The 23938-nt window shown below is 45.0% G+C and carries 20 protein-coding genes and 1 other annotated feature; of the genes, 6 read left to right on the forward strand and 14 right to left on the reverse strand.

Translation table 11 applies throughout. From position 1 onward, the window contains the following. Positions 1-3: 3 nt before the first annotated feature. The 13 genes from pheT to icd form a co-directional block, all read right to left on the reverse strand. Positions 4-2391, reverse strand: a complete 2388-nt coding sequence (gene pheT, locus CWC46_RS14650) for a phenylalanine--tRNA ligase subunit beta (protein WP_021015815.1) — start codon at positions 2389-2391, stop codon at positions 4-6. A gap of 15 nt (positions 2392-2406) precedes the next feature. Continuing rightward, positions 2407-3390, reverse strand: coding sequence for a phenylalanine--tRNA ligase subunit alpha (gene pheS, locus CWC46_RS14655; RefSeq protein ID WP_021015814.1), 984 nt, complete (start codon positions 3388-3390; stop codon positions 2407-2409). A 110-nt stretch (positions 3391-3500) separates the two neighbouring features. Continuing rightward, positions 3501-3624, reverse strand: a sequence feature (Phe leader region). Then, on the reverse strand, positions 3575-3619 hold the full coding sequence (gene pheM / locus CWC46_RS23680; protein ID WP_157831396.1) for a pheST operon leader peptide PheM: 45 nt from the start codon (positions 3617-3619) through the stop codon (positions 3575-3577). (Overlaps the previous feature by 45 nt.) Positions 3625-3765: 141 nt before the next feature. Continuing rightward, positions 3766-4122, reverse strand: coding sequence for a 50S ribosomal protein L20 (gene rplT / locus CWC46_RS14660; RefSeq protein WP_021015813.1), 357 nt, complete (start codon positions 4120-4122; stop codon positions 3766-3768). A gap of 42 nt (positions 4123-4164) precedes the next feature. Then, positions 4165-4362 carry a 50S ribosomal protein L35 gene (gene rpmI / locus CWC46_RS14665; protein ID WP_021015812.1) on the reverse strand — a complete coding sequence of 66 codons (198 nt, stop codon included), beginning with the start codon at positions 4360-4362 and terminating at the stop codon, positions 4165-4167. A 96-nt stretch (positions 4363-4458) separates the two neighbouring features. Further along, positions 4459-5001, reverse strand: coding sequence for a translation initiation factor IF-3 (infC, locus tag CWC46_RS14670; RefSeq protein ID WP_071790861.1), 543 nt, complete (start codon positions 4999-5001; stop codon positions 4459-4461). A gap of 3 nt (positions 5002-5004) precedes the next feature. Then, on the reverse strand, positions 5005-6933 hold the full coding sequence (thrS, locus tag CWC46_RS14675) for a threonine--tRNA ligase (protein ID WP_021015810.1): 1929 nt from the start codon (positions 6931-6933) through the stop codon (positions 5005-5007). 486 nt (positions 6934-7419) lie between these two features. Then, a complete protein-coding gene (locus CWC46_RS14680) occupies positions 7420-7695 on the reverse strand; it encodes a YebO family protein (RefSeq protein ID WP_021015809.1) in 276 nt (91 codons plus the stop codon). A gap of 181 nt (positions 7696-7876) precedes the next feature. Then, entirely contained in the window at positions 7877-8668 is a 792-nt protein-coding gene (gene kdgR, locus CWC46_RS14685; protein WP_021015808.1) for a DNA-binding transcriptional regulator KdgR, read from the reverse strand. A 209-nt stretch (positions 8669-8877) separates the two neighbouring features. After that, positions 8878-10044, reverse strand: coding sequence for an oligogalacturonate lyase (ogl, locus tag CWC46_RS14690; RefSeq protein ID WP_021015807.1), 1167 nt, complete (start codon positions 10042-10044; stop codon positions 8878-8880). Positions 10045-10331: 287 nt separating this feature from the next. Next, positions 10332-11216, reverse strand: coding sequence for a protease HtpX (gene htpX / locus CWC46_RS14695; RefSeq protein ID WP_021015806.1), 885 nt, complete (start codon positions 11214-11216; stop codon positions 10332-10334). A 450-nt stretch (positions 11217-11666) separates the two neighbouring features. Then, positions 11667-13838 (reverse strand): sensor domain-containing phosphodiesterase, encoded by a 2172-nt coding sequence (locus CWC46_RS14700; RefSeq protein ID WP_021015805.1) that lies wholly within the window; start codon positions 13836-13838, stop codon positions 11667-11669. Positions 13839-14574: 736 nt separating this feature from the next. Beyond that, positions 14575-15828 carry an NADP-dependent isocitrate dehydrogenase gene (gene icd, locus CWC46_RS14705; protein ID WP_021015803.1) on the reverse strand — a complete coding sequence of 418 codons (1254 nt, stop codon included), beginning with the start codon at positions 15826-15828 and terminating at the stop codon, positions 14575-14577. 101 nt (positions 15829-15929) lie between these two features. On the opposite strand from icd, the gene rluE reads away from it, so the two are divergent. From rluE to mnmA, 3 genes are all read left to right on the forward strand, one after another. Continuing rightward, positions 15930-16586: a 23S rRNA pseudouridine(2457) synthase RluE gene (gene rluE, locus CWC46_RS14710; RefSeq protein WP_021015802.1), complete on the forward strand. Its 657-nt coding sequence runs from the start codon at positions 15930-15932 to the stop codon at positions 16584-16586. Further along, complete coding sequence (locus tag CWC46_RS14715; RefSeq protein ID WP_021015801.1) at positions 16579-17025, forward strand: NUDIX domain-containing protein; 447 nt, start codon at positions 16579-16581, stop codon at positions 17023-17025. Before rluE ends, CWC46_RS14715 begins: the two co-directional genes overlap by 8 nt. Positions 17026-17127: 102 nt before the next feature. Beyond that, on the forward strand, positions 17128-18240 hold the full coding sequence (gene mnmA / locus CWC46_RS14720; protein WP_021015800.1) for a tRNA 2-thiouridine(34) synthase MnmA: 1113 nt from the start codon (positions 17128-17130) through the stop codon (positions 18238-18240). A 262-nt stretch (positions 18241-18502) separates the two neighbouring features. On the opposite strand, the gene CWC46_RS14725 is transcribed toward mnmA, so the two are convergent. After that, positions 18503-20170 carry a methyl-accepting chemotaxis protein gene (locus CWC46_RS14725; protein WP_021015799.1) on the reverse strand — a complete coding sequence of 556 codons (1668 nt, stop codon included), beginning with the start codon at positions 20168-20170 and terminating at the stop codon, positions 18503-18505. Between the two features lie 771 nt (positions 20171-20941). Between CWC46_RS14725 and hflD the strand changes: the two genes are divergently transcribed. The 3 genes from hflD (at position 20942) to phoP (ending at position 23938) form a co-directional block, all read left to right on the forward strand. Further along, on the forward strand, positions 20942-21574 hold the full coding sequence (gene hflD / locus CWC46_RS14730; protein WP_021015798.1) for a high frequency lysogenization protein HflD: 633 nt from the start codon (positions 20942-20944) through the stop codon (positions 21572-21574). 133 nt (positions 21575-21707) lie between these two features. Next, positions 21708-23078 (forward strand): adenylosuccinate lyase, encoded by a 1371-nt coding sequence (gene purB / locus CWC46_RS14735; RefSeq protein WP_021015797.1) that lies wholly within the window; start codon positions 21708-21710, stop codon positions 23076-23078. A 176-nt stretch (positions 23079-23254) separates the two neighbouring features. Then, complete coding sequence (gene phoP / locus CWC46_RS14740) at positions 23255-23938, forward strand: two-component system response regulator PhoP (RefSeq protein WP_021015796.1); 684 nt, start codon at positions 23255-23257, stop codon at positions 23936-23938.

The following is a 23938-nucleotide window of genomic DNA, read 5'->3' on the forward strand; positions in this document are numbered from 1 at the left end:
GGTTCAATCCCTCAAGGATGCTTGGAATCGCTGTTTTAATGCCGCCACACATTGCGCAACCGTAGCGGCAATTTCCTCTTCTGCCAGTGTACGAGAGGTATCCTGCAATATCAGGCTAATAGCCAGGCTCTTATACCCTTCCGCTACGCCCTTTCCTCGGTACACGTCAAATAAGTTTACGCCAACTAACTGATTTGCGCCAACTTTCTTGCATTCGGTTAAAACATCGCCTGCGAGCACGTTTTCAGAGACGACCACAGCGATGTCGCGACGATTAGACGGGAAGCGTGAAATGTCCTTCGCATCAGGCACCACGCGGTCTGCAAGCCGATCCCAGCAGACTTCAAACACTACAGTACGCCCATTCAGATCCAGTTTACGTTCCAGCTCAGGATGAATGACACCAATAAAACCAATGCGTTCTTCACCTAAATAAATTGCAGCACTTTGCCCTGGATGTAATGCCGGGTTCGCCTCAGCGCGAAATTCAATGGCTGACTGCTTACCTGTCAATGCCAGAATAGCTTCCAGATCACCTTTCAAATCATAGAAATCAACAGCCTGACGGGTCAGATCCCAGTGCTCTTCATACCGCGTTCCAGTAATCACCCCTGCCAGCATCATATCCTGACGAATGCCCAGGTCTGCACTTTGATCCGGAACAAAGCGTAAACCGCTTTCAAACAGGCGTAGACGGCTTTGCTGACGGTTCTGATTATAGACTATCGCTTCCAGTAAACCGCTCCACAGTGAGAGTCTCATCGCGGACATTTCAACCGAAATCGGACTAGGCAGAATCAAAGCCTCTTCATCTGGATGAACCAGAGACTGAATTTTGGGATCAACAAAACTGTAAGTAATTGCTTCCTGGAAACCACGGTCAACCAACATGGTTTTCACTCGTTTGAGCGACAAATCCGCTTCACGATGCTGAGTCATTGTCAGTGGTGCCAGCGTCGCCACATTGGGAATATTGTCATAGCCATATATGCGTGCGACTTCTTCCACCAGGTCCTCTTCGATTTCCATATCGAAACGCCAACTTGGTGCTACCGCCTGCCATCCAGCATTGGTTTTCGTTACCTGACAGCCCAGATGGCTCAGGATAGTGCTGACTTTTTCATCGACAATATGATGACCAATCAACCGATCCAGCTTTTCTCGGCGCAGTTCAATGGTGGCTCGAACAGGTAAGTCTTTTTCGCTAGTAACATCAATGACCGGCCCGGCATTGCCGCCACAGATATCCAAAAGTAAACGGGTAGCACGCTCGATAGCCTTATGTTGCAAGGCCGGGTCAACACCACGCTCATAGCGATGGGACGCATCCGTGTGCAGACCATAACGACGGGCACGACCAGTGATAGACAGCGGGTTGAAGTAAGCACACTCCAGCAACACATCCTGTGTGTCCTCATTTACACCCGAGTGTTCCCCACCGAAAATTCCACCTATAGCCAGAGCCTTTTGGTGGTCCGCAATCACCAGTGTGTCACTGTTCAATGTGGCATCACTACCATCCAGCAGGCGCAGAACTTCGCCGTCTTTGGCCATACGCACGACAATACCTCCGTCCAGACGGCTCAGATCGAAGGCATGCATGGGTTGTCCCAGTTCCAACAAAACATAGTTGGTAACATCCACCACCGGATCGATAGAACGAATACCGCAGCGTCGCAGTTTTTCACTCATCCACAGCGGTGTTGTCGCCTTAATATTAATGCCCTTCACTACCCGGCCCAGATAACGCGGACAAGCTTGAGTCGCCTCAACGCTAATCGGAAACGTATCCTGAATAACGACATCAACCGGTACAATTTCCGGTTCAGTCAACGCCAACGCATTCAATACGGCCACATCACGTGCAACCCCCAGGATGCCCAGGCAATCCGCACGGTTCGGTGTCACACTGATTTCGATAGTGTGGTCATTGAGCGCTAAATAGTCACGGATATCGCTACCTACTGGGGCATCCAGTGGTAACTCAATGATACCACTGTGATCATCGGTAATAGCCAACTCCGAAAATGAACACAACATCCCTTCCGAAGGTTCACCACGCAATTTTGCCGCTTTGATTTTAAAATCGCCGGGAAGAACAGCCCCCACGGTTGCGACTGCAACTTTCAAGCCCTGACGACAATTCGGTGCGCCACAAACGATATTCAGCAGGCGCTCACCTCCAACATTAACCTTTGTTACACGCAACTTATCCGCATTAGGGTGCTGTGCGCACTCCATCACTTCCCCTACAACAACACCATGGAAGGCACCAGCAACAGCTTCAACGCCATCGACTTCAAGACCCGCCATAGTAATTTGTTCAGATAAGGCATCGCTGCTGATTGCTGGATTAACCCATTCGCGTAACCAGAGTTCACTGAATTTCATGATGATGTATCCGCCTTATTTAAACTGTTTGAGGAAGCGTAAATCGTTTTCAAAGAATGCACGTAAGTCGGTGACGCCATAACGCAACATCGTCAGACGTTCCATACCCATGCCGAATGCAAAACCGGAGTAAACTTCTGGGTCGACCCCCACATTACGTAGCACATTCGGATGCACCATGCCGCATCCCAAAACTTCGAGCCATTTACCATTTTTACCCATTACATCCACTTCAGCTGAAGGCTCTGTAAAGGGGAAATAGGAAGGACGAAAACGGACCTGTAAATCTTCCTCAAAGAAGTTGCGCAGAAAATCATGCAGCGTTCCTTTCAGATTGGTAAAGTTGATATTTTTGTCAATAATCAACCCTTCCATCTGATGGAACATCGGCGTGTGCGTTTGATCATAGTCGTTACGATAAACGCGGCCTGGCGCAATAATGCGAATCGGCGGCTGCTGTTTTTCCATTGTACGAATTTGCACGCCTGAAGTCTGTGTACGTAACAAGCGCCCGGCATCAAACCAGAATGTGTCATGATCGGCGCGTGCAGGATGATGACCGGGAATATTCAACGCATCAAAGTTATGATAGTCATCTTCAATTTCCGGACCTGATGCCACTGAAAATCCCAGTTCGCCGAAAAAAGTTTCAATCCGGTCAATGGTACGGGTTATCGGATGTAGCCCCCCGTTTTCCATGGTTCTCCCTGGCAGAGAAACATCTATTGTTTCTGCGGCCAGGCGAGCATTCATTTCTGCTGATTCCAGTGCTTGTTTGCGGGTATTCAGCGCTTCCTGAACATCCTGCTTTGCCTGATTGATTACCGCACCCGCGGCGGGACGTTCTTCAGCAGGCAGCTCGCGCAGCGAGGTCATCTGAAGGGTTAAGTGACCTTTTTTACCCAGATATTCAACACGCACATTTTCCAGTGTAGTGATATCTTGAGTCTCTTCTATGGCTGTTCTGGCTTTGGCAACCAGCTCTGCGAGATGTGGCATTGCATTCCTCTTCTTCTACCTGTATGTCCAATGATCATAATTGGAAAAGTATGGTTATCAGTGCGCATGTAACAACGATGATCCTGCCATTAAATACATTTCCGGGATCAAATAAAAAAGCCTCCACAGAGGAGGCTTAAGCGCTACTTTTTGTTTCTTTTCTTACGCGCAAAGCCCCTGGGATTCAGGCGCTAAAGAAAAAAAAGAAACGGAAAATAGCAGTTTGCATACTTGCGTTACCTTGTCATCGTCTAACTTGTTGAGAATATAAACACATTTTCTTCGTTTTCGAAAGACGGAAAATATAAATTCATTCATCAATACGATTTATCATAAAACGGAAAAGAGGGAGACAAGCTCCCTCTTTTAGCTGGCTTACACCAGTGCTAATTTCGCTTTTTCGACCAATGCACTAAAGGCAATTTTGTCGAATACGGCGATATCAGCCAAAATCTTACGGTCAATTTCAACAGAGGCTTTTTTCAAACCATTGATGAACTTACTGTAAGACAAACCATTCTGACGGGCTGCTGCATTGATACGTGCAATCCACAGCTGACGGAACTGACGTTTACGCTGACGACGGTCACGGTAAGCATACTGACCAGCTTTGATTACTGCCTGGAAGGCAACACGATAAACACGCGAACGGGCACCATAGTAACCTTTCGCTTGTTTCAATACTTTCTTGTGACGTGCACGGGCAACTACACCACGTTTTACGCGAGCCATATGCTCTCTCCTAATGTCTTATTCTGAATTAAAAAAAGTTACTTATGCGTAAGGTAGGCACGCAACGACCAAGCCCAAATCTCCTTTGGAGACCAGACCTTTCGGACGCAGATGACGTTTACGTTTAGTCGCCTTTTTGGTCAGAATATGACGCAGGTTAGCATGCTTACGCTTAAAACCACCATTAGCGGTTTTTTTGAAGCGTTTCGCGGCGCCACGTACTGTTTTAATCTTTGGCATTATTGTTTCCACTTCGCATTGTTAATTAACAACGAACCAGATAAGGCGAACAGAACGCGCCACATAAAAGTAGCGCGGATATGTTACTTGAATGCCTTACTGTTTCTTCTTCGGTGCAAGCACCATAATCATCTGGCGGCCCTCGATCTTCGTCGGGAAGGACTCAACAACTGCCAGTTCACTCAGATCGTCACGAACGCGATTAAGCATTTCGATACCAATCTGTTGGTGTGCCATTTCACGTCCACGAAAACGTAGTGTTATTTTGGCTTTATCACCATCTTCCAGAAAGCGAATCAGGTTGCGTAGTTTGACCTGATAGTCGCCATCATCAGTACCAGGTCGGAATTTGATTTCCTTGACCTGAATAACTTTTTGCTTCTTCTTCTGCTCTTTAGTGGCCTTACTCTTCTCATAGAGGAACTTGCCGTAATCCATGATTCGGCAAACCGGCGGCTCGGCGTTCGGACTGATTTCTACTAAATCGACACCTGCTTCCTCGGCTTTTTCTAACGCTTCATTCAGGCTGACAATACCAAGCTGTTCGCCATCAATACCCGTTAGACGTACCTCGTGTGCGCGAATTTCTCTGTTGATGCGATTAGGACGCGCCGGTTGAACTCGTTTTCCGCCTTTAATACTTTATTCCTCCAATTGATGAAGACTACGGCTGCGAATCTCTTCCTGCAGCTTACTGATCACTTCACGGACATCCAGGCTCCCCAAATCCTTACCACGACGAGTACGGACTGCAACTTTACCTGCTTCAACTTCTTTGTCGCCGCAGACAAGCATATAAGGAACACGCCGCAAAGTGTGCTCGCGGATTTTAAAGCCTATCTTCTCATTTCTCAAGTCTGCTTTGACGCGAATTCCTGCTTCCTGCAGTTTTCTGGTTAATTCGCTGACATAATCAGACTGATTGTCGGTGATATTCATAATCACCACCTGTACCGGAGCTAACCATGTTGGGAAAAAGCCTGCGTATTCTTCTGTAAGAATACCAATAAATCGCTCCATAGATCCCAGTATAGCCCGGTGAATCATTACTGGTACCTGACGTTCATTACTTTCTCCGACATAAGAAGCATTCAAACGTCCAGGTAATGAAAAGTCGAGCTGCACCGTACCACACTGCCAGGCACGATCCAAACAATCATGCAGAGTGAATTCGATCTTTGGACCGTAAAACGCCCCCTCTCCCGGCTGGAACTCAAACGGAATGCTATTTTCCGCCAACGCTGCGGCTAAATCATCTTCAGCACGGGTCCACATCTCATCAGTACCAATACGTTTCTCAGGACGAGTAGAAAGTTTCACTACAATCTTTTCAAAACCAAAAGTGCTGTACATGTCATAAACCATTTTTATACAGCTATTTACTTCACTACGAACCTGATCTTCAGTACAGAAAATATGCGCGTCATCCTGCGTGAAACCGCGAACCCGCATTAAACCATGCAGCGAACCTGATGGTTCATTACGGTGACAACTACCAAATTCGGCCATACGCAACGGCAAATCACGATAAGATTTGAGACCCTGATTAAAAATTTGCACATGTCCTGGGCAGTTCATCGGTTTAATGCAATATTCACGGTTCTCAGAAGACGTCGTAAACATGTGTTCTGCATAATTTTCCCAATGCCCCGTTTTTTCCCACAGGACACGATCCATCATAAATGGGCCTTTTACTTCCTGATACTGGTACTCTTTGAGCTTCATACGAACAAAGGCTTCAAGCTCACGGAAAATTGTCCAGCCATCGTTATGCCAGAATACCATGCCTGGCGCTTCTTCCTGCATGTGGTACAAATCAAGCTGTTTACCGATTTTACGGTGATCACGCTTGGCGGCTTCTTCCATACGTTGCAAATAAGCACTTAACTGCTTTTTATCCGCCCATGCGGTGCCATAAATGCGTTGCAACATTTTATTTTTGCTGTCACCCCGCCAGTAAGCACCTGACGTTTTCTGTAATTTGAAATGGTGACAAAACCGCATATTCGGTACATGCGGACCACGGCACATATCGATATATTCTTCATGATGATACAGACCAGGATGGTCGTCATGGCTGATATTTTCATCAAGGATAGCGACCTTATAGACTTCTCCGCGGGTCATAAATGTATCGCGCGCTTCCTGCCAGCTCACTTTTTTCTTGATGACATCGTAATCTTTGCTGGCCAGCTCGTGCATACGCTTTTCAAGCAGGTCAATATCTTCCTGAGTCAGCATGTGATCCAAATCGATATCATAGTAAAAACCATGATCAATCACCGGACCGATCGCCATTTTGGTGTCTGACCATAATTGTTTAATAGCATGGCCTAACAAATGCGCACAGGAGTGACGGATAATCTCTAGACCGGCGTCATCTTTAGCGGTGATGATCGCCAGTTCGACATCCGATTCAATCGGATCGGTTGCATCGATCAATTCGCCATTTACTCGGCCAGCAATACAAGCTTTCGCCAGACCTGGACCAATATCCATGGCAACATCAAGAGGAGAAACTGTGCGGTCGTAATGGCGTTGACTACCATCAGGAAGTGTAATAACAGGCATGATAATTCCCTTATTTGCAGTGGTGACCCACACGTAAGATCACATACAAAAGATAATTGTGTTTTATTTCAGTGAGTGAGAACTTTATTTAACCCACAATTGTTAAATATGTCCCAAACGGTTAATCCAAGAGATTACTATGGCTCGTCTAATTGGTTTGAAACAACCAGTAAACTTACCCCGTAACTCGACGGCGTAGAGTAGCATCATGCAGAGACGCATTCCACCTACTATGGGCAAATATACTGCCATAACAGGCAATTATTCATGCTTATCTCTAACAGACTCCATTTCATTCATCATCAGATACAAGAGCACCCCATAAGATACATTCTCTAATCAATCAGGTCAGAATGCCAGTTCTCGGGATTCTACTTAAGAAAGCGCCTGTATGTTTTAACTGACATGTCATCGTTCTACTTTGCGCTGGGTTTGTATGAAAATTAGGGATAGTAATGCTCTATAACCCACCCTCAGCGTCCCATATCAACGTTCCGGGATCACATCTTTGAAATAAATATCTTCATCAGCGTTATATTCTGAATCCGACGGAGTATTACCTTGATCTCTGCCCACAGCCGTCACCAATGTCTGCAACAGATCAGATTGCAGCTTCTGTTGTTCCACGATTTCCTGTAGCAGTCTGATTTGTTCATTAGCTCGAACACTGATCCGATTAATAAAAAACCAGATGAACATAATCAACAACATGACCAAAACAACAAAAATACCCCCTAACGAGCTTGAAGCTACTTCACTCATGTCGAACCCTATTAACATTGGCTGATTAAAGCGAATACTGTAGCACCGAGTCTCGGGTAAATTCGACCCCGAATTATGCTGTCCATACAATTACAGATAGATATGCTGCGATATATGATCGTTTTTTAATGGCAGTAAAAAGCCTGTCACCAAGACAGGCTAATCTAAGTCAAACCCAGATTCAGAATGGGTAATCGTGATATCCCATCTGTTCAGAAATATTGCGAGCGGCGGTATGCAGCATCGCTACATACTCCTGCTTATTGTCTTCAGAAAAGCGGATAGTGGGAAACGATACGCTCAAACCCGCGATAACCACGCCAAAACGGTCAAAGACAGGAACAGCAATACAACGCAACCCTTCTTCCTGCTCTTCATTATCCTCGCCATACCCTTGGCTGTGGACCAGGTCAAGCTGAGGTAACAGCTCCTCAGCACTGCAAAGTGTACGCGGTGTACTGCGTTTGAACTCTACCAGTTTCAGGATTTCTTTTACTTCCTCACGGTCACGCCAAGCCAGTAAAACCTTACCAATTGCAGTACTGTGTAATGGATTACGGCGGCCAATACGCGAATACATCCGCAAGTTATACATAGAGTCGATTTTATGGATATAGACGATACTGTCTTCATCCAACGCCCCCAAATGAATAGTTTCCCGCGTGAGTGCAGAAAGTTCCCTCATCTGAATATCAGCGCTGCGGATCAAATCGACGTTTTGTAGTGCCTTCGCTCCTAGTTCAAACAATTTTAGCGTAAGCGAGTATTTTTCCGACTCACCTTCCTGAGCAACATAGCCTAAAGACTTCATCGTTTGTAGGAAACGATAAACTGTACTTTTAGACATCATGACACGCTGTGAAAGCTCAGTGATACCAATTTCACGTTCTTCGCCTAACGCCTGCAAGATACCAAAAACCTTCAAGACAGACGACACGGAATCGGGTTGTTTATCTAAATCTGCAATAGCCATTTTGGTGGTTACCCTACTCAGTTTTTTTGTTTTAAAAAAAATAGAACAATGGTTTTAGTATAAAGGGAACACTTTGAGTATGGCAATGGAACAATCATCTATAATCGACACTCTCAATAAGTTGTTGGTTATAAGCGTTGCCTCCCTGATATTTACCTAACATCAAAAAGCTAGAAACCACGCCTGATTGCACGTGGTTTCTTGAAGCATTATTGCCAGACAGAGTCCGGCACTTTCGCCAGATATAATGCTGGCATACCATCCATATCAGATGTAAACAAAATTTGTTTATTATCCGGTGTAAAAGATGGGTGCGGATGGGTTACTTGGCGGTCTCCCTCCAGAACGTCCCAAGAGGTGTTATGTTGAGCGACCCGATGTTGTTTACCCGTTTTCATATTAAATACATACAAGAAAGGATCATTTTCAATCTTATAACCACCATCGTCCTTCACATCTACTGGCGCATTGGAACCATCACCCACCATTAACGTACCGTCATAGTTACTCATCAAATGTGAGCAGGCTGGCATTTCCATCAATTGCCGGTTTTCTAATGTTACGGGGTCAATACTACAGATAAAACGATTCGTACTGCCTTTCATATAAGAGACATAAACAAGGGCGGAACCATCTGGAACCCAGAATTCATGAGTACAACTTTCACCCGGCGCATGCTCTTTCACCTTCCGCATGTTGCTGCCGTCCTCATTAATGAACCACATACGGGCATCGACCAGATCATGCGGTCCCTCATGGCAGAAGGCAACAGTATTATCATCGCCAGGGCGATAGATTGGATGTCCAAGCCATTGGTTTTCTTTAAGAATAGTTTTTGCCTTACCCGTCTGTAGGTCTACACAAATCAAGCGGCAACATGGATTAGTGAAATAGAACTCCTGAAACTTTTTCCAATCAGTAAGCGGTTTCCAGTCCTCTTTTTTAATTTCAATCCCCACCATCTTGCTACAATCAGAATTAGCCACCCAAGTACCGTATCCAACCCAATCATCCGGAACCTGATAAATGGTCGATTCTTCCAGTGTTTCCAGATCCACGCGCATCAAGTTACGTGTCTTTTTTACGTAATAGAGTGCATCATCTTTCGGTGATAGAAATCCTCCAAACGTATTATCACCCGTCCCTTCTGTTAGCTGTGTTGCCTGTTGTTTTTTAAGATCCAGTAAATAATAGTTCCACGAACCGTCAAAAGCGCCACCAAATAACAAGTTACTTCCATCATTACTGAAACATTTCTGATAAAAATAATTGCGGTGACAGATGACATCGGGAGGAGTGAGACGTACAACGTCAGTACCAGTTACTGGATCCTGGTAGGTATGAAACGTGAAAGGAAGCTTATTACCTTTAGCCATCTGTAAATCCTTAGAGCTTATCATGAAGAATCTGATGTCGTCTGAGAACTATGTTGCAACGTAGCTCAAACAGTTCACCTGTAATATTGATATTTTAGAAACATCGTTTCACTTTTCCGTGATCGTGGTTTTATTTTATGAAATATTTCAGATGTTTTCACTCACTGTTTGATTTGAGGCAAGATTATTTTATCCAGTACTGGAAAATAGATAGTGTTGTCATTATCCCTGTTTTCCAAAAAAAAAGGCCCCATTCGGAGCCTTTATCGACAAACTAGAGACGCTAGTTATTTCAGGTATGAGCCATTACGAAGTGCTTCGATGCGCTTATCCAGTGGCGGATGAGACATAAACAGTTCACTAAATGATTTAGACTTACCATTAATACAAAACGCCATCATACTGCTATCTTCTTGTGGCTCGTAACTGGTTTTCAGACGCTGTAAAGCAGCAATCATTTTTTCCCGACCTACTAACGTGGCTGAACCGGCATCGGCATGAAATTCACGATAACGGGAAAACCACATCGTGATAATACTGGCCAAAATGCCAAATAGCAGTTCCAAGACCGTCGCGACCGCAAAATAAACCAGTGGATTTCCACCACTGCCTTCCTCACCATCATCTCTGTTACCTGAAAGGAAACCAGAAACCACTTGGGCAAGAAGCCGTGAGATAAAGATAACAAAGGTGTTAACTACTCCCTGAATCAACGTCATGGTAACCATATCCCCATTGGCAACATGACTGATTTCATGGGCGATAACTGCTTGAGCCTCATCACGGTTCATATTCTGCAACAGGCCACTGCTGACAGCGACCAAAGAAGCATCACGGCGAGCACCCGTTGCAAAAGCATTGATATCAGGAGAATGGTAAACAGCAACCTGCGGCATAGTAATGCCTACTTGCTGTGATAGTTCTCTAACGGTGGTAAGCAGCCAGCGTTCTGTTTCATTACGTGGTTGTTCAATCAATTCACCGCCGACTGAACGCAATGCCATCCATTTCGACATCAACAGTGAAACAAAAGCGCCGCCAAAACCAAACAGTCCGGACATGATCACTAATCCTTGTACACTGCTGGACTGAATTCCTGTCAGGCTGAGCACTAACCCGAATACCAACATCACCGCCAGGTTGGTGATAAGGAAAAGCGCAATACGCATCATATGGATCTGATTCCCTCACTCAATGAAAACAACACCAGAATGGTGTCTGAAACATTGATATCGTATGGTCTGCCGTAATGTTTTCAAGCATTCTTAACGTTTCAGTTACTAAATACACATAACTTTACATTCTCCTCTGCCACATCAGGCAAAAAGGAGGAATTTTTTAGGCACAAATACATTTATCTTTCCCATGCAATACACTTACTGCCACTTTGTACAAAACCATATGGAAGCCAAAAAAGAATCAATAAATGCCGGGATAGTAGTAAGGAGCGATATGATTTTTAATGCGGATATAAACATTATTTGCAAGTACGTTCTGGTTATTTTTTAATTGGGTTGCTCAAAAAACGCCCCTTCATTAAGCAAAAAGGCAACTGATTAAAAATCATCACTCTACCAAAAATGGTTGATTTTAAGACAGTGCCTTTCCGCTGTGGTCATCAATTACACTGTGTTAGATTCCTTACCTAATCCAAGTAATTTCTCAAACTCAACAGCAGGTACAGGACGCCCAAACAGATATCCCTGAGCCTGTTCACACCCTTTATTTCTTAATCGCTCATACTGTTCCTGCGTTTCAACGCCTTCAGCAATAACATTCAGACCAAAACTTTTGCCAAGGTAAAGAATAGCGCGAACGATTGCCGCATCAGGGGGAGAATCACACATGGCAAAAACAAAAGTCTGGTCAATTTTGAGCCGAGTTACCGGATAATTTTTCAACATACTTAACGAGGCATATCCGGTACCATAATCATCAAATGCGATACCAACGCCTTCGTCACGAAGCTCGTTTAAAAGCTGCAACATATTTTCATCATGTCGAAGAATGATATTTTCGGTGATTTCAAGCTCCAAAGCGTCCGGGGGCAATCCAGTGAGGGATAGTACCGACTTTATATTTTGTGCCAGCATTCCAGAACGGAACTGAGCAGCAAACAGATTAACACTGATACGAAAATCTTTGGCACCGGCATTGCGCCAATCCGCAGCCTGCCAGCAAGCTGTTTGTAAAACCCAGTCACCAACACGCTCGGCCCATGGACCTCGTTCCAATGCTGCAATGAAAGCAGCAGGACTCAGTAATCCTTTATAAGGATGTCGCCAGCGTAGCAGCGCCTCAGCGCCAACAATCCGATTATCAATCAGGCTGACCTGCGGTTGATAAAATACCTCAAATTCACTCTGTTCATACGCACGAATAAATTCCAGTTGGAAAGCATGCTTGGCTTGAAAAACTTCCCTTAACTCACGAGTGAAGAAACGGTAACAGTTACGCCCCTCTGCCTTAGCCTGGTATAATGCCAAATCAGCACTGGTTAACAGATCCTGCACCGATACTCCGTTGGACGGGTGCATGACCAAGCCAATGCTGGCACTGGTATTGATCTGCTTATCCTCGATAATAATAGCCTGAGAAATATCATAGATAATCCGTTCAGCAATATTTGCTGCCAGTCGGGGATCATCAAGTCGAGGCAGCAGCAAAGCAAATTCATCTCCGCCCATACGCGCCACAAGATCATCGCTACGGACACTGGCCTGCAACTTTTTTGCTACACTGATAAGAATTTCATCCCCGCTGGGGTGGCCCAAACTATCGTTAATATATTTAAAACCATCCAGATCGATTATCATCACGCACACGGAGGAACCGACCTTCACTACTTGCTCTAAAGTCGATGTCAGTAACGTCCGGTTGGCAAGCCCTGTGAGCGGATCACGATGAGCTTGAAGAAATAACCGTTCTTCATAACGCCGACGCTCCATCGCATCTCGCAAAATGGCGCAGTAACTGGCAGTATTATTCTCTTTCCACATAGACACGGAAATTTCGATCGGAAGTAGCGCACCACTCATGGTCCGGGCTTCACGTTTAATGCTACCGCCTTTGAGCTGCGCCGTGCTGTCCATAGAAAGATGATGAAGCTGAACCACAAACATATCAGGTACCACTGTGCTGATGTGCTGGCCAACTATCTGTTCTCTGGTATATTCCAGCATTTTTTCAGCCGATTCATTCCAGAAGGTGATAATCCCTTTCTCATCAACACATAAAACGGTGTCTGGTGATGTTTTTGCGATATGTTCAAAACGTATCTGACTATCCATCCTAGCCAATTGAAGCCGCCGCATTTCCAACTTATCCATAACTAATGCAGCCAAATCCTGCAAGTTATGAGCATCTCTTGCACTGAACGATGTTCGCGGTTTCTGGTCGATAATGCTAAGCGCACCAATAGCATAACCAGTGGACGTTCGCAGCGGAATCCCAGCATAGAACCTGATGTGGGGTTTTCCGATCACTAGAGGACTATTTTTAAAACGGGAATCTTTGCGAGCATCAGAAATAACCATAATCCTTTTTCTGAGGATCGTATGGGTACAAAATGAAATTTCACGTGGCGTCTCACAAGTTGAAACCCCTGTGCCGACCGCAATGAGCTGACGCTCTCCTTCCAGAAGAGAAACTAATACGATAGGAACATTAAAAACATTTGCCGCCAGGTTAGTCAGATTATTAAAACCAGAATCAGACAATGGGCAATTGATACCATACTCACTCAACGCCGCAAGCCGGTTTTGTTCATCTTTATTTACTGGGGCTCGACTCATGGGGTTCCCCTTACATTATCCATTGTTTTAGCTGTCAAAATTTGTAGCTGGTTGCCATAGAACTCAGTGCCGTTTCTTTTTGATCACACAAAAACAGGTTATCGATGGAGAAAACCACCGACCTGTTGATTAGTGATAATACGATAACTGTCTACTATCCTTTTTTGCCTGTTTACCTTGTTGAAATGGTTACATCACTCAATACAATTGCCAAGCAGTGTTTGACACAATAGCAAAATGCAGGCATTGAGAAAGCATTATGATAAAAAATTTTGCGCTGTTCTTACACCCTTGAGATCAGTAATCAAGGAATAAATACATTAAGTTACCTAAGTAAATTACTTTATGTTACAACGGAAAATGCCAAGATTTGCAAAAAATAAAGGATTAAAAATTATCATCTCTGTGCATAGATAATAGTACATCTAATACTCATCAGCGAAATAGCAGACTCACCACGACAGCTAAATTAAGAACATTGTGGTGAAAAAACCACTCTTTGTCATTAATCTTCACGCTACTGGTGAAAGTGGGCACTATTCAATATTAATTGGGGAAAAACACGGCGTTACATACTCAGAGAGAGCACTTCCTCACATGAGAAACATGGACTCGATCAGCACAAATAAGAGGGAAAAATCCCATTAGATGGACGTAAATGCTGATTCAAAACTTACAAGTTGTAATAACGAACCCCACGAAACTCAAGTGTCGTGAGGTTCAAAATTATAATATCTTACATATTGTCAATAATATCTTGCGCAAACTCACTGCATTTACGCAATGTCGCACCATCCATCAGACGTTCAAAATCGTAAGTTACAGTCTTATTTTTAATCGCCCCTTCCATGCCTTGAACAATCAGGTCAGCGGCTTCAAACCATTCCATATGGCGTAACATCATCTCTGCAGACAAGATAATAGAACCAGGGTTGACCTTATCCTGACCCGCATATTTTGGTGCAGTGCCATGAGTAGCTTCAAATAGCGCACACTCGTCACCAATGTTGGCTCCCGGGGCAATACCGATACCACCGACCTGCGCGGCCAAAGCATCTGAAATGTAGTCACCATTCAGGTTCATGCAAGCGATCACATCATATTCAGCCGGACGCAGTAAAATTTGTTGCAGGAACGCATCGGCAATAACATCTTTAACAACAATATCTTTACCCGTTTTCGGATTCTTGATTTTTACCCATGGTCCGCCATCAATCAGTTCACCGCCAAACTCTTCGCGAGCAAGCTGATATCCCCAATCTTTAAAGGCCCCTTCAGTAAACTTCATGATATTGCCTTTATGCACCAGCGTGAGGGAATCACGGTCATTCGTGATGGCATATTCAATCGCTGCGCGTACCAGGCGTTTGGTCCCTTCTTCAGAGCACGGCTTCACACCAATACCACACTGCTGTGGGAAGCGGATTTTAGTAACGCCCATCTCTTCACGCAGGAATGCAATCACTTTATCTGCTTCAGCAGTACCTGCTTTCCACTCAATGCCTGCATAGATGTCTTCTGCGTTTTCACGAAAGATCACCATGTCAGTCAGTTCCGGATGTTTTACCGGGCTTGGCGTCCCTTCATAATAACGAACCGGACGCAGACAAATATAAAGATCCAGTTGCTGGCGTAGCGCTACGTTTAAAGAGCGAATACCGCCACCGACTGGTGTTGTCAGAGGGCCTTTAATCGCCACACGATATTCACGAATCAAATCCAGCGTCTCTTCTGGCAACCAGACATCTTTACCGTAAACTTGTGTTGATTTTTCACCGGTATAGATTTCCATCCAGGAAATAGCACGTTTTCCCTGATAAGCTTTTTTTACTGCAGCATTAACAACATGAATCATGGCAGGAGTAACATCGACACCAATACCGTCCCCTTCAATGAACGGAATAACCGGGTTATCAGGAACCACCAATTTACCCTGACTATCAACTGTGATTTTCTGACCTTCCGCCGGTACAACTACTTTGCTTTCCATTAACCTCTCCTTCGAGCGCAATTTTGTTAATGAGTTGTAAGATGTATGCCGATACTACTTGAATATTCAGCTCACGCCAATCGCAAACCATTTCGAGTATAATGTTTTTGTCATTCGCAACCAGTAAGAAGATGAATAAATTCTCTGTTAGAAATCACAAGCTTAAACGTTTCAGCTCACGGTCGTTCAAAAAAAGCACACCTGCTTCTCAGCTGCGTCGTATTGTGCTGTTTAATAAGCCTTTCGATGTACTATCACAGTTCACAGATGAGGCCGGACGAACAACACTGAAGGACTATATACCATTCAGTGACATCTATGCGGCAGGGCGTTTGGACCGCGATAGCGAAGGGCTGATGATCCTGACCAACGATGGTGTTCTTCAGGCCCGTCTGACACAGCCCGGCAAACGAACACCTAAAATCTATTATGCGCAGGTTGAAGGTATCCCTGATAACACGGCACTCGCGCAGTTTAAAGCTGGTCTGGCATTAAAAGACGGACGCACGCTGCCAGCAGACGTCGAGATAGTTCCTGAACCAGAATGGTTATGGCCCAGAATCCCCCCTATTCGCGATCGGAAATCTATCCCGGTGTGTTGGCTAAAAGTTACTCTGTATGAAGGCCGTAATAGACAAGTACGCCGGATGACGGCTCACATAGGTTTTCCTACACTGCGGCTGATACGTTACAGTATGTCGAATCATACCCTGGAGGGATTACTCCCTGGGGCATGGAAAGAGGTAGATAATGTTTAGACCCCACGTCACTGTCGCCTGCGTTGTCCAGGCGGAGAGTCATTTTTTGATAGTGGAAGAAATTATTAACCATAAACGGCTCTGGAATCAGCCAGCCGGGCACCTTGAAGCCGATGAGACATTGATTCAGGCAGCCAGTCGTGAGTTGTGTGAAGAAACAGGCATACGAGCCATGCCACAGGCTTTTCTGCAACTGCACCAATGGATCGCCCCAGACCATACATCTTTTTTGCGGTTCTGCTTTACTATCGATCTGCCTGAACGTGTTGCGACCATGCCACAAGATAGTGATATTGACTGTTGCCACTGGCTGACCGCAGAAGAAATCATTCATTCAGATCAGTTACGCTCCCCGCTAGTCGCCGAAAGCATCCGTTGTTATCAACGTGGTCTGCGTTATCCACTCGCATTGCTGGAAGCCTTTAACTGGCCATACTAAAGCAGCAGCAGAAGGCGGTGCAGCCCAATAGTCAACATGCTAAAATGCACCACCCGTTTTTTGCCTTAACGCATTATATATTTTTCAGTTTGTGAGACTCTCATGTCAGATAACAGCCAGAAAAAAGTAATTGTCGGTATGTCCGGCGGTGTCGATTCTTCCGTTTCCGCTTACCTGCTTCAACAACAGGGATATCAGGTCGAGGGCCTGTTCATGAAGAACTGGGAGGAGGATGACGACACAGAATACTGTTCTGCCGCTACTGATCTGGCCGATGCACAAGCCGTTTGCGACAAGCTGGGTGTCGAGTTGCACACAGTAAATTTCGCCGCAGAATACTGGGATAACGTTTTTGAACACTTCTTGGCGGAATATAAAGCGGGACGCACGCCGAACCCCGATATTCTGTGCAACAAGGAGATCAAGTTTAAAGCCTTCCTTGAATTTGCCGCCGAAGATCTGGGTGCCGATTTTATTGCCACTGGGCACTATGTCCGGCGTCAGGATATTAATGGAAAAAGCCACCTGTTGCGTGGTCTGGATGGCAATAAAGACCAAAGCTATTTTCTTTATACACTCAGTCATCAACAATTGTCACAAAGCCTGTTTCCGGTCGGTGAACTGGAAAAACCGCAGGTCAGAAAAATTGCCGAACAATTGGATTTAGCGACGGCTAAAAAGAAAGATTCCACTGGCATCTGTTTTATTGGCGAGCGTAAATTCCGCGAATTTCTGGCTCGCTATCTACCGGCTCAACCAGGCGCCATTATCTCGGTTGATGATGGGAAAACGAGGGGTGAACATCAAGGGTTGATGTATCACACATTGGGACAGCGCAAAGGCTTGGGTATTGGTGGCGTGAAAGAAGGCGGTGACGATCCGTGGTATGTCGTAGATAAAGACGTCGTGAATAATATTCTGTACGTCGCTCAGGGTCATGAACATCCAAGATTGATGTCTGATGGTCTTATCGCCCAACAATTGCATTGGGTTGACCGCAATCCACTCACCCATGAACTGCATTGTGTGGTCAAAACCCGTTATCGACAGGCTGATATTCCATGCACGGTTATCCCCATCGACGGTGACCGGATTCAGGTTCGCTTTGGCAAGCCAGTCGCTGCCGTCACACCAGGACAATCTGCCGTTTTCTATCAGGATGAAATCTGTCTTGGTGGAGGCATTATCGAAGAGCGTCAGCCCGCTTACAATTAACCGTGTTACTCTTTTCGCATGGTAAAGGATGCCAGGTGGTGTCCTTGAGCTTGATAACAAAGTGCACATCGCGGCGATAATCGGAAGATTGTAAAGACACTGCAAGTACCTATATGTAAGCTCAAGCCGCGCCATCCTTGACGCGGATGCTTTACTCTTCTCTCCCATTATCACTGTTCTGACACCGCACATAAGTTTGCCAATGATCTGCAGGTGCCAGATGGCGCCTTTTTACTTATTGCATTAACGTATTCGGCAACAATCAGAATTTTTCCCAGTTGTTATCATTAGATACCATTTTTTTCGCTGACGTTGCGCCAGGGAGCGCTATTGGTTGTGATCTGCTGCTTTCTCTCTCTGGTGAACGTTCATCTGACTCCGACATCTGAAAAATAGAAACGATTTCCGTCAAACGTCGTGCCTGTTCTTCAAGCGATGCTGAAGCAGCCGTTGACTGTTCAACCAATGAGGCGTTCTGCTGAGTGACACTATCCATCTCTACAATCGCCTGGCCTACCTGGGAAATACCCTTACTTTGCTCATTGGAGGCGGATGCAATCTCACCCATAATATCGGTCACGCTGGTTACAGCTTTAACAATGTTATCCATTGCATCACCCGCACGAGTGACTTGCGTTGACCCCATGTTCACATTATTGACAGATTCCCCGATAAGTCCTTCTATCTCTTTGGCCGCCTGCGCACTACGCTGTGCCAGACTCCGCACCTCACTGGCAACTACAGCAAATCCCCGCCCCTGCTCTCCGGCTCGCGCAGCCTCCACTGCTGCATTCAACGCCAGAATATTGGTCTGGAAAGCGATACTGTTGATAACGTTAATGATATCGGCAATTTTCTGAGAACTGCTACTAATTGCCCCCATAGTTTTAATCACTTCGCCAACGATATCACCCCCTTCGTGTGCCGTTTTCGACGCATTCTGTGCCAGCACGCTTGCCTGGCTGGCATTGTCAGCGTTTTGTTTCACCGCAGCACTAAGCTGCTCCATGCTGCTCGCAGTTTCTTCAAGCGCAGAAGCCTGTTCCTCGGTGCGTGAAGACAAGTCGGTATTACCGGAAGAAATTTCACTGGTTCCACGATAAATAGCTTCAGAGCTGCCACGGATTTCCGAAACAGTTTTTACCCAGTTATCCTGCATTTGCTGCACATAAGGAACGAGCTGACCTACACAGTTTCTTCCGGTATTTACCATTCTGGTATACAAATTACCGACAGCCAGAACTTGCAGATGCTTTTTGATTAGCTCAAGTGGTTTGATAACATAGGTTGCCAGATAACGGTCGGTGAGCAGTACAATGATAAAACCGACGATCAGCGCAGCAATCAACATTTGCTGGCATCGGTTCACCCATACAGAAATGCGGTCCTGAGCTTCAGCTTTTAACTGGAATATAGCCTTGTTGTATTGCTCGATGGCTACCGTAAAATTGTTACGCAGCGAAGGGAAAATTTGAGTCAGTTTTTTGGCATCATCAATCCGATTCGCTTTGATGGCATCCGCTAACGGCGTGACACCTTCGGTGAAAAGTTTATAGGAGCTGTTGTAGATTAAACCAATAATCTTAGGATCAATGTTGACATGATCAATAGATTTAAATTGATCAAGTCCTTCTTTTAATTTATCCATCTCTTTCCCAGCCATCATAAGCTGGATATCCGCTAGTGAAGAATTGTCCTTGATTCTTGCGTCTAACGCACTGTAAAGCTGGTTTTGAACACGATAATAATGTGCATTAGCATCATTTATAATATCGCCATTTCCTTGCTGAACATTCGTCAACTGTAACTCTTCAGTCAATTGATCCAGTGAGTAAAGCGCAAATGCTGACACCCCTCCCCATAAAATACAAAATAGGATAAGAATCAAAACCATCATAGTTCTTATTTTTATATCTCGAAGAAATCTCATAATTCTACCCCTGATAAAACGCGTTACGTATTGACCTCAATGAAATGAGGTAATTATTGGCTTTTCCGCTGGAACTCGTCCTATGGAGAGTCTTGCCTCCGGCTAAGAAATAAAGTTCTATTCTATTATCGGCACGCTGAGGAAAATCTTTGATCATTAATTTGAATCTGCTCAAACTTTTGATATTGATTTCACATGCATCATAACGTCTATTTAAATAACCACTCATATGGAAAAAATGAATAACAACGGTTAAAAATCAAGAACGCAAATAAAAAAACAAAATACAGTTTTACTTATAATTATTACTGATAGATACCAACAATAATCATTTACTCCATATAACACTTCATGCAGAAAATGAATCTTCATTAAATGACAACCCATCATACTTTCTGCATAAAAAGAGATAATAACGTAGAAAACCAATCCCATTCAGACTGTCTATAGACAGTTAATCGATTACAAAGTAGTCAAACGAAACAAAGATATGCACATTATCTTCTCGTATTGCCATACGTAACCAACGATTGGAGAAACTGCATCTGTATATTTCTCTCTATCTGGCCCTACCAGAGGCTGTGTTCAACCAGCGTTTTATGGCATGATCTACTGAATTCAGCATTGCACTCCAGTACAAATGTGGAAGTCCAGCATCAATTCAACTATCACTACTGATAAAAGGATTGCTCAACACTTTCTCCAGGTGCCATCCAGCAAGGCACTCATGCAGGCTATTATCTATTATAAAGAACAATGACAGGAGCAACTGTGGCTAAAAATTATCACGACATTACGCTGGCATTAGGCGGTATCTGCCAATCTGCCTGTCTGGTTCAACAACTGGCACATCAGGGCAACTGTAGTAGCGACGCTCTGAGAATCTCGCTTAACAGCATATTGATCGTGAACCCTGCCACTACACTGGACGTTTTCGGCAATGAAGAAAGTAACCTGACAACAGGGTTGAAAACCTTGCTAAGTATACTGAATAGCACCCGTGGAGCTCTTAATACTGAGCTATCCCGCTATACATTCAGCCTCATAGCACTTGAACGACGCCTCGATAAAAATCGTTCAGCATTCAATGAACTGGGTAGTCGTATCAATCAGTTGGGCCGACAGACAGAACACTATGATTTGCTTTCCGATACTATCATCAATGTCCTGGCTGGTATTTATGTGGACGTTATCAGCAAATTAGGTCCGCGTATTCAGGTTACAGGTTCAGTTGATATATTAAAAAACAATCAGATTCAAGCTAAAGTCAGAGCCATCTTGCTGGCTGGTATCCGCTCAGCAGTCCTGTGGCAGCAGGTCGGTGGTGGGCGTCTACAATTAATGTTTGCTCGCAACGCACTGGTAAAACACGCCCAACAGATACTGTCACACTCTTATGCCTGATGATCTCCTCGGAATGATGGAGATTACACCATAAGAGTGGTGGTCGCTTATTCCGGTTCGGCCACCAGCATGCGATACTATTACAACAATACATTTTATTTTTTGTTAAACCCAATCTCAGGAGTTGCTTGCAATGGAATTATCCTCACTGACCGCCGTTTCCCCTATTGACGGACGCTACGGCGATAAAGTCAGCATGTTGCGCACTATTTTCAGTGAATATGGTTTACTGAAGTTTCGTGTGCAGGTTGAAGTACGTTGGCTGCAAAAACTGGCGGCCTGTGCAGAAATCCAGGAAGTTCCTGCATTTGACGCTGACGCAAACGCTTTCCTTGATAGAATTATCAGCGAATTCAGTGAAGAAGATGCTGCTCGTATCAAAACCATTGAGCGTACCACCAATCACGATGTCAAAGCTGTAGAGTATTTTCTAAAAGAAAAAGTGGCTACCGTACCTGCTCTGCATGCGGTCAGCGAATTTGTTCATTTCGCTTGCACCTCGGAAGACATCAACAATCTTTCCCACGCACTGATGCTGGGTACCGCACGCCGCGAGATCATCCTGCCTTTCTGGCGCAATATCACTGATGCCATCAAACAGTTAGCCCATCAGTATCGTGATATTCCGCTGTTGTCCCGTACCCATGGACAGCCTGCAACACCGTCTACCATTGGGAAGGAATTTGCCAACACAGCCTATCGAATGGAACGCCAGTTGCAGCAATTACAACAGGTTGAAATAATGGGGAAAATTAATGGTGCCGTCGGCAATTATAATGCACATATGGTCGCCTATCCTGATATTGACTGGCATCAATTCAGCGAAAGTTTTGTGACGTCACTGGGTATCACCTGGAACCCGTATACCACACAAATCGAACCGCATGATTACATTGCCGAACTGTTCGATTGCATGGCACGCTTCAATACCATTCTGCTTGATTTTGACCGTGATGTTTGGGGTTACATTGCCCTTAATCACTTCAAGCAGAAAACCATTGTGGGTGAAATTGGCTCCTCCACAATGCCACATAAAGTGAATCCTATCGACTTTGAAAATTCCGAAGGCAATCTGGGACTATCTAACGCCGTATTAGGACATCTGTCCAGCAAACTACCGGTTTCACGCTGGCAGCGTGACCTAACAGATTCAACTGTACTTCGTAATCTCGGCGTCGGTGTGGGCTATGCCGTAATCGCTTATCAGGCTACGCTTAAAGGCATCAGTAAACTGGAAGTAAACCGTGCTCATCTGGCCGATGAATTGGATCATAACTGGGAAGTGCTGGCTGAGCCGATTCAAACGGTAATGCGTCGTTATGGTATTGAGAAACCCTACGAAAAGCTGAAAGAGCTTACGCGCGGTAAACGTGTCGACGCTGAGGGAATAAAGCGCTTTATTGATGGGCTGGCGCTACCTGAAGCAGAAAAAGTCCGCCTGAAAACATTAACACCCGCTAATTACATTGGTCGCGCGTTGAAAATGGTTGATGAACTGAAATAAGTTATTCCCTACTTGGCAGGCGAAACTCTGTCTGCCATCATTTCTACTTCCGTTTGTTTACCTGCCGTTTATGGCAGTTATGGATAATCTTATCCGTCATTATTGCCAACCGTGTGATATTGGCTCACCGCTATAGTCAAAACACCTTCCTTCAGGATCCACTCAGAGAAAAAACCATGCGTATTCTTATTGTTGAAGATAATGTTCTGTTACGCCATCACCTGAGTGTTCAGATGAATGAGATGGGACATCAGGTGGATGCGGCCTCTGATGCCAAAGAAGCCGATTATTTTCTCCATGAGCACGCACCAGACATTGCCGTTATCGATCTAGGGTTACCGGTTGAAGATGGCACCAGTTTGATCCGACGTTGGCGGGCACAGCAGATCAAACTGCCAATTCTGGTATTAACCGCCCGAGAAAGCTGGCAGGAGAAGGTCGCCGTTCTGGAAGCCGGGGCCGACGATTATGTCACCAAGCCATTTCACATGGAGGAAGTAGTCGCTCGCATGCAGGCGTTAATGCGTCGTAACTGTGGCCTGGCATCACAAATTATCAGCATTCCCCCGTTTGAGATCGATCTGTCTCGCCGGGAATTACTGGTCCGTGGCATCAACGTAAAATTAACAGCTTTTGAATACACCATTATCGAAACGTTAATTCGTAACTGTGGAAAAGTCGTCAGCAAAGAATCACTAATGTTACAACTCTATCCCGACGCCGAACTGCGTGAAAGCCACACCATTGATGTACTCATGGGTCGACTGCGCAAAAAATTACAGGCCATAGACTCCCATGAAGTCATCACGACGGTCAGAAGTCAGGGCTATCGCTTCGATATCAGTATGCACCAGGACTGA

The organism is Prodigiosinella confusarubida, assembly GCF_002847015.1.
GTDB classification, from domain to species: Bacteria; Pseudomonadota; Gammaproteobacteria; order Enterobacterales; family Enterobacteriaceae; genus Prodigiosinella; species Prodigiosinella aquatilis.

Excerpts from the sequence above, each read along its gene's own strand:
- pheT (WP_021015815.1), bottom strand. The coding sequence starts at position 2,391 with ATGAAATTCAGTGAACTCTGGTTACGCGAATGGGTTAATCCAGCAATC.
- pheS (WP_021015814.1), bottom strand. The coding sequence starts at position 3,390 with ATGCCACATCTCGCAGAGCTGGTTGCCAAAGCCAGAACAGCCATAGAA.
- rplT (WP_021015813.1), bottom strand. The coding sequence starts at position 4,122 with ATGGCTCGCGTAAAACGTGGTGTAGTTGCCCGTGCACGTCACAAGAAA.
- rpmI (WP_021015812.1), bottom strand. The coding sequence starts at position 4,362 with ATGCCAAAGATTAAAACAGTACGTGGCGCCGCGAAACGCTTCAAAAAA.
- thrS (WP_021015810.1), bottom strand. The coding sequence starts at position 6,933 with ATGCCTGTTATTACACTTCCTGATGGTAGTCAACGCCATTACGACCGC.
- CWC46_RS14680 (WP_021015809.1), bottom strand. The coding sequence starts at position 7,695 with ATGAGTGAAGTAGCTTCAAGCTCGTTAGGGGGTATTTTTGTTGTTTTG.
- kdgR (WP_021015808.1), bottom strand. The coding sequence starts at position 8,668 with ATGGCTATTGCAGATTTAGATAAACAACCCGATTCCGTGTCGTCTGTC.
- ogl (WP_021015807.1), bottom strand. The coding sequence starts at position 10,044 with ATGGCTAAAGGTAATAAGCTTCCTTTCACGTTTCATACCTACCAGGAT.
- htpX (WP_021015806.1), bottom strand. The coding sequence starts at position 11,216 with ATGATGCGTATTGCGCTTTTCCTTATCACCAACCTGGCGGTGATGTTG.
- CWC46_RS14700 (WP_021015805.1), bottom strand. The coding sequence starts at position 13,838 with ATGAGTCGAGCCCCAGTAAATAAAGATGAACAAAACCGGCTTGCGGCG.
- icd (WP_021015803.1), bottom strand. The coding sequence starts at position 15,828 with ATGGAAAGCAAAGTAGTTGTACCGGCGGAAGGTCAGAAAATCACAGTT.
- rluE (WP_021015802.1), top strand. The coding sequence starts at position 15,930 with ATGTTTTTGTCATTCGCAACCAGTAAGAAGATGAATAAATTCTCTGTT.
- CWC46_RS14715 (WP_021015801.1), top strand. The coding sequence starts at position 16,579 with ATGTTTAGACCCCACGTCACTGTCGCCTGCGTTGTCCAGGCGGAGAGT.
- mnmA (WP_021015800.1), top strand. The coding sequence starts at position 17,128 with ATGTCAGATAACAGCCAGAAAAAAGTAATTGTCGGTATGTCCGGCGGT.
- CWC46_RS14725 (WP_021015799.1), bottom strand. The coding sequence starts at position 20,170 with ATGAGATTTCTTCGAGATATAAAAATAAGAACTATGATGGTTTTGATT.
- purB (WP_021015797.1), top strand. The coding sequence starts at position 21,708 with ATGGAATTATCCTCACTGACCGCCGTTTCCCCTATTGACGGACGCTAC.
- phoP (WP_021015796.1), top strand. The coding sequence starts at position 23,255 with ATGCGTATTCTTATTGTTGAAGATAATGTTCTGTTACGCCATCACCTG.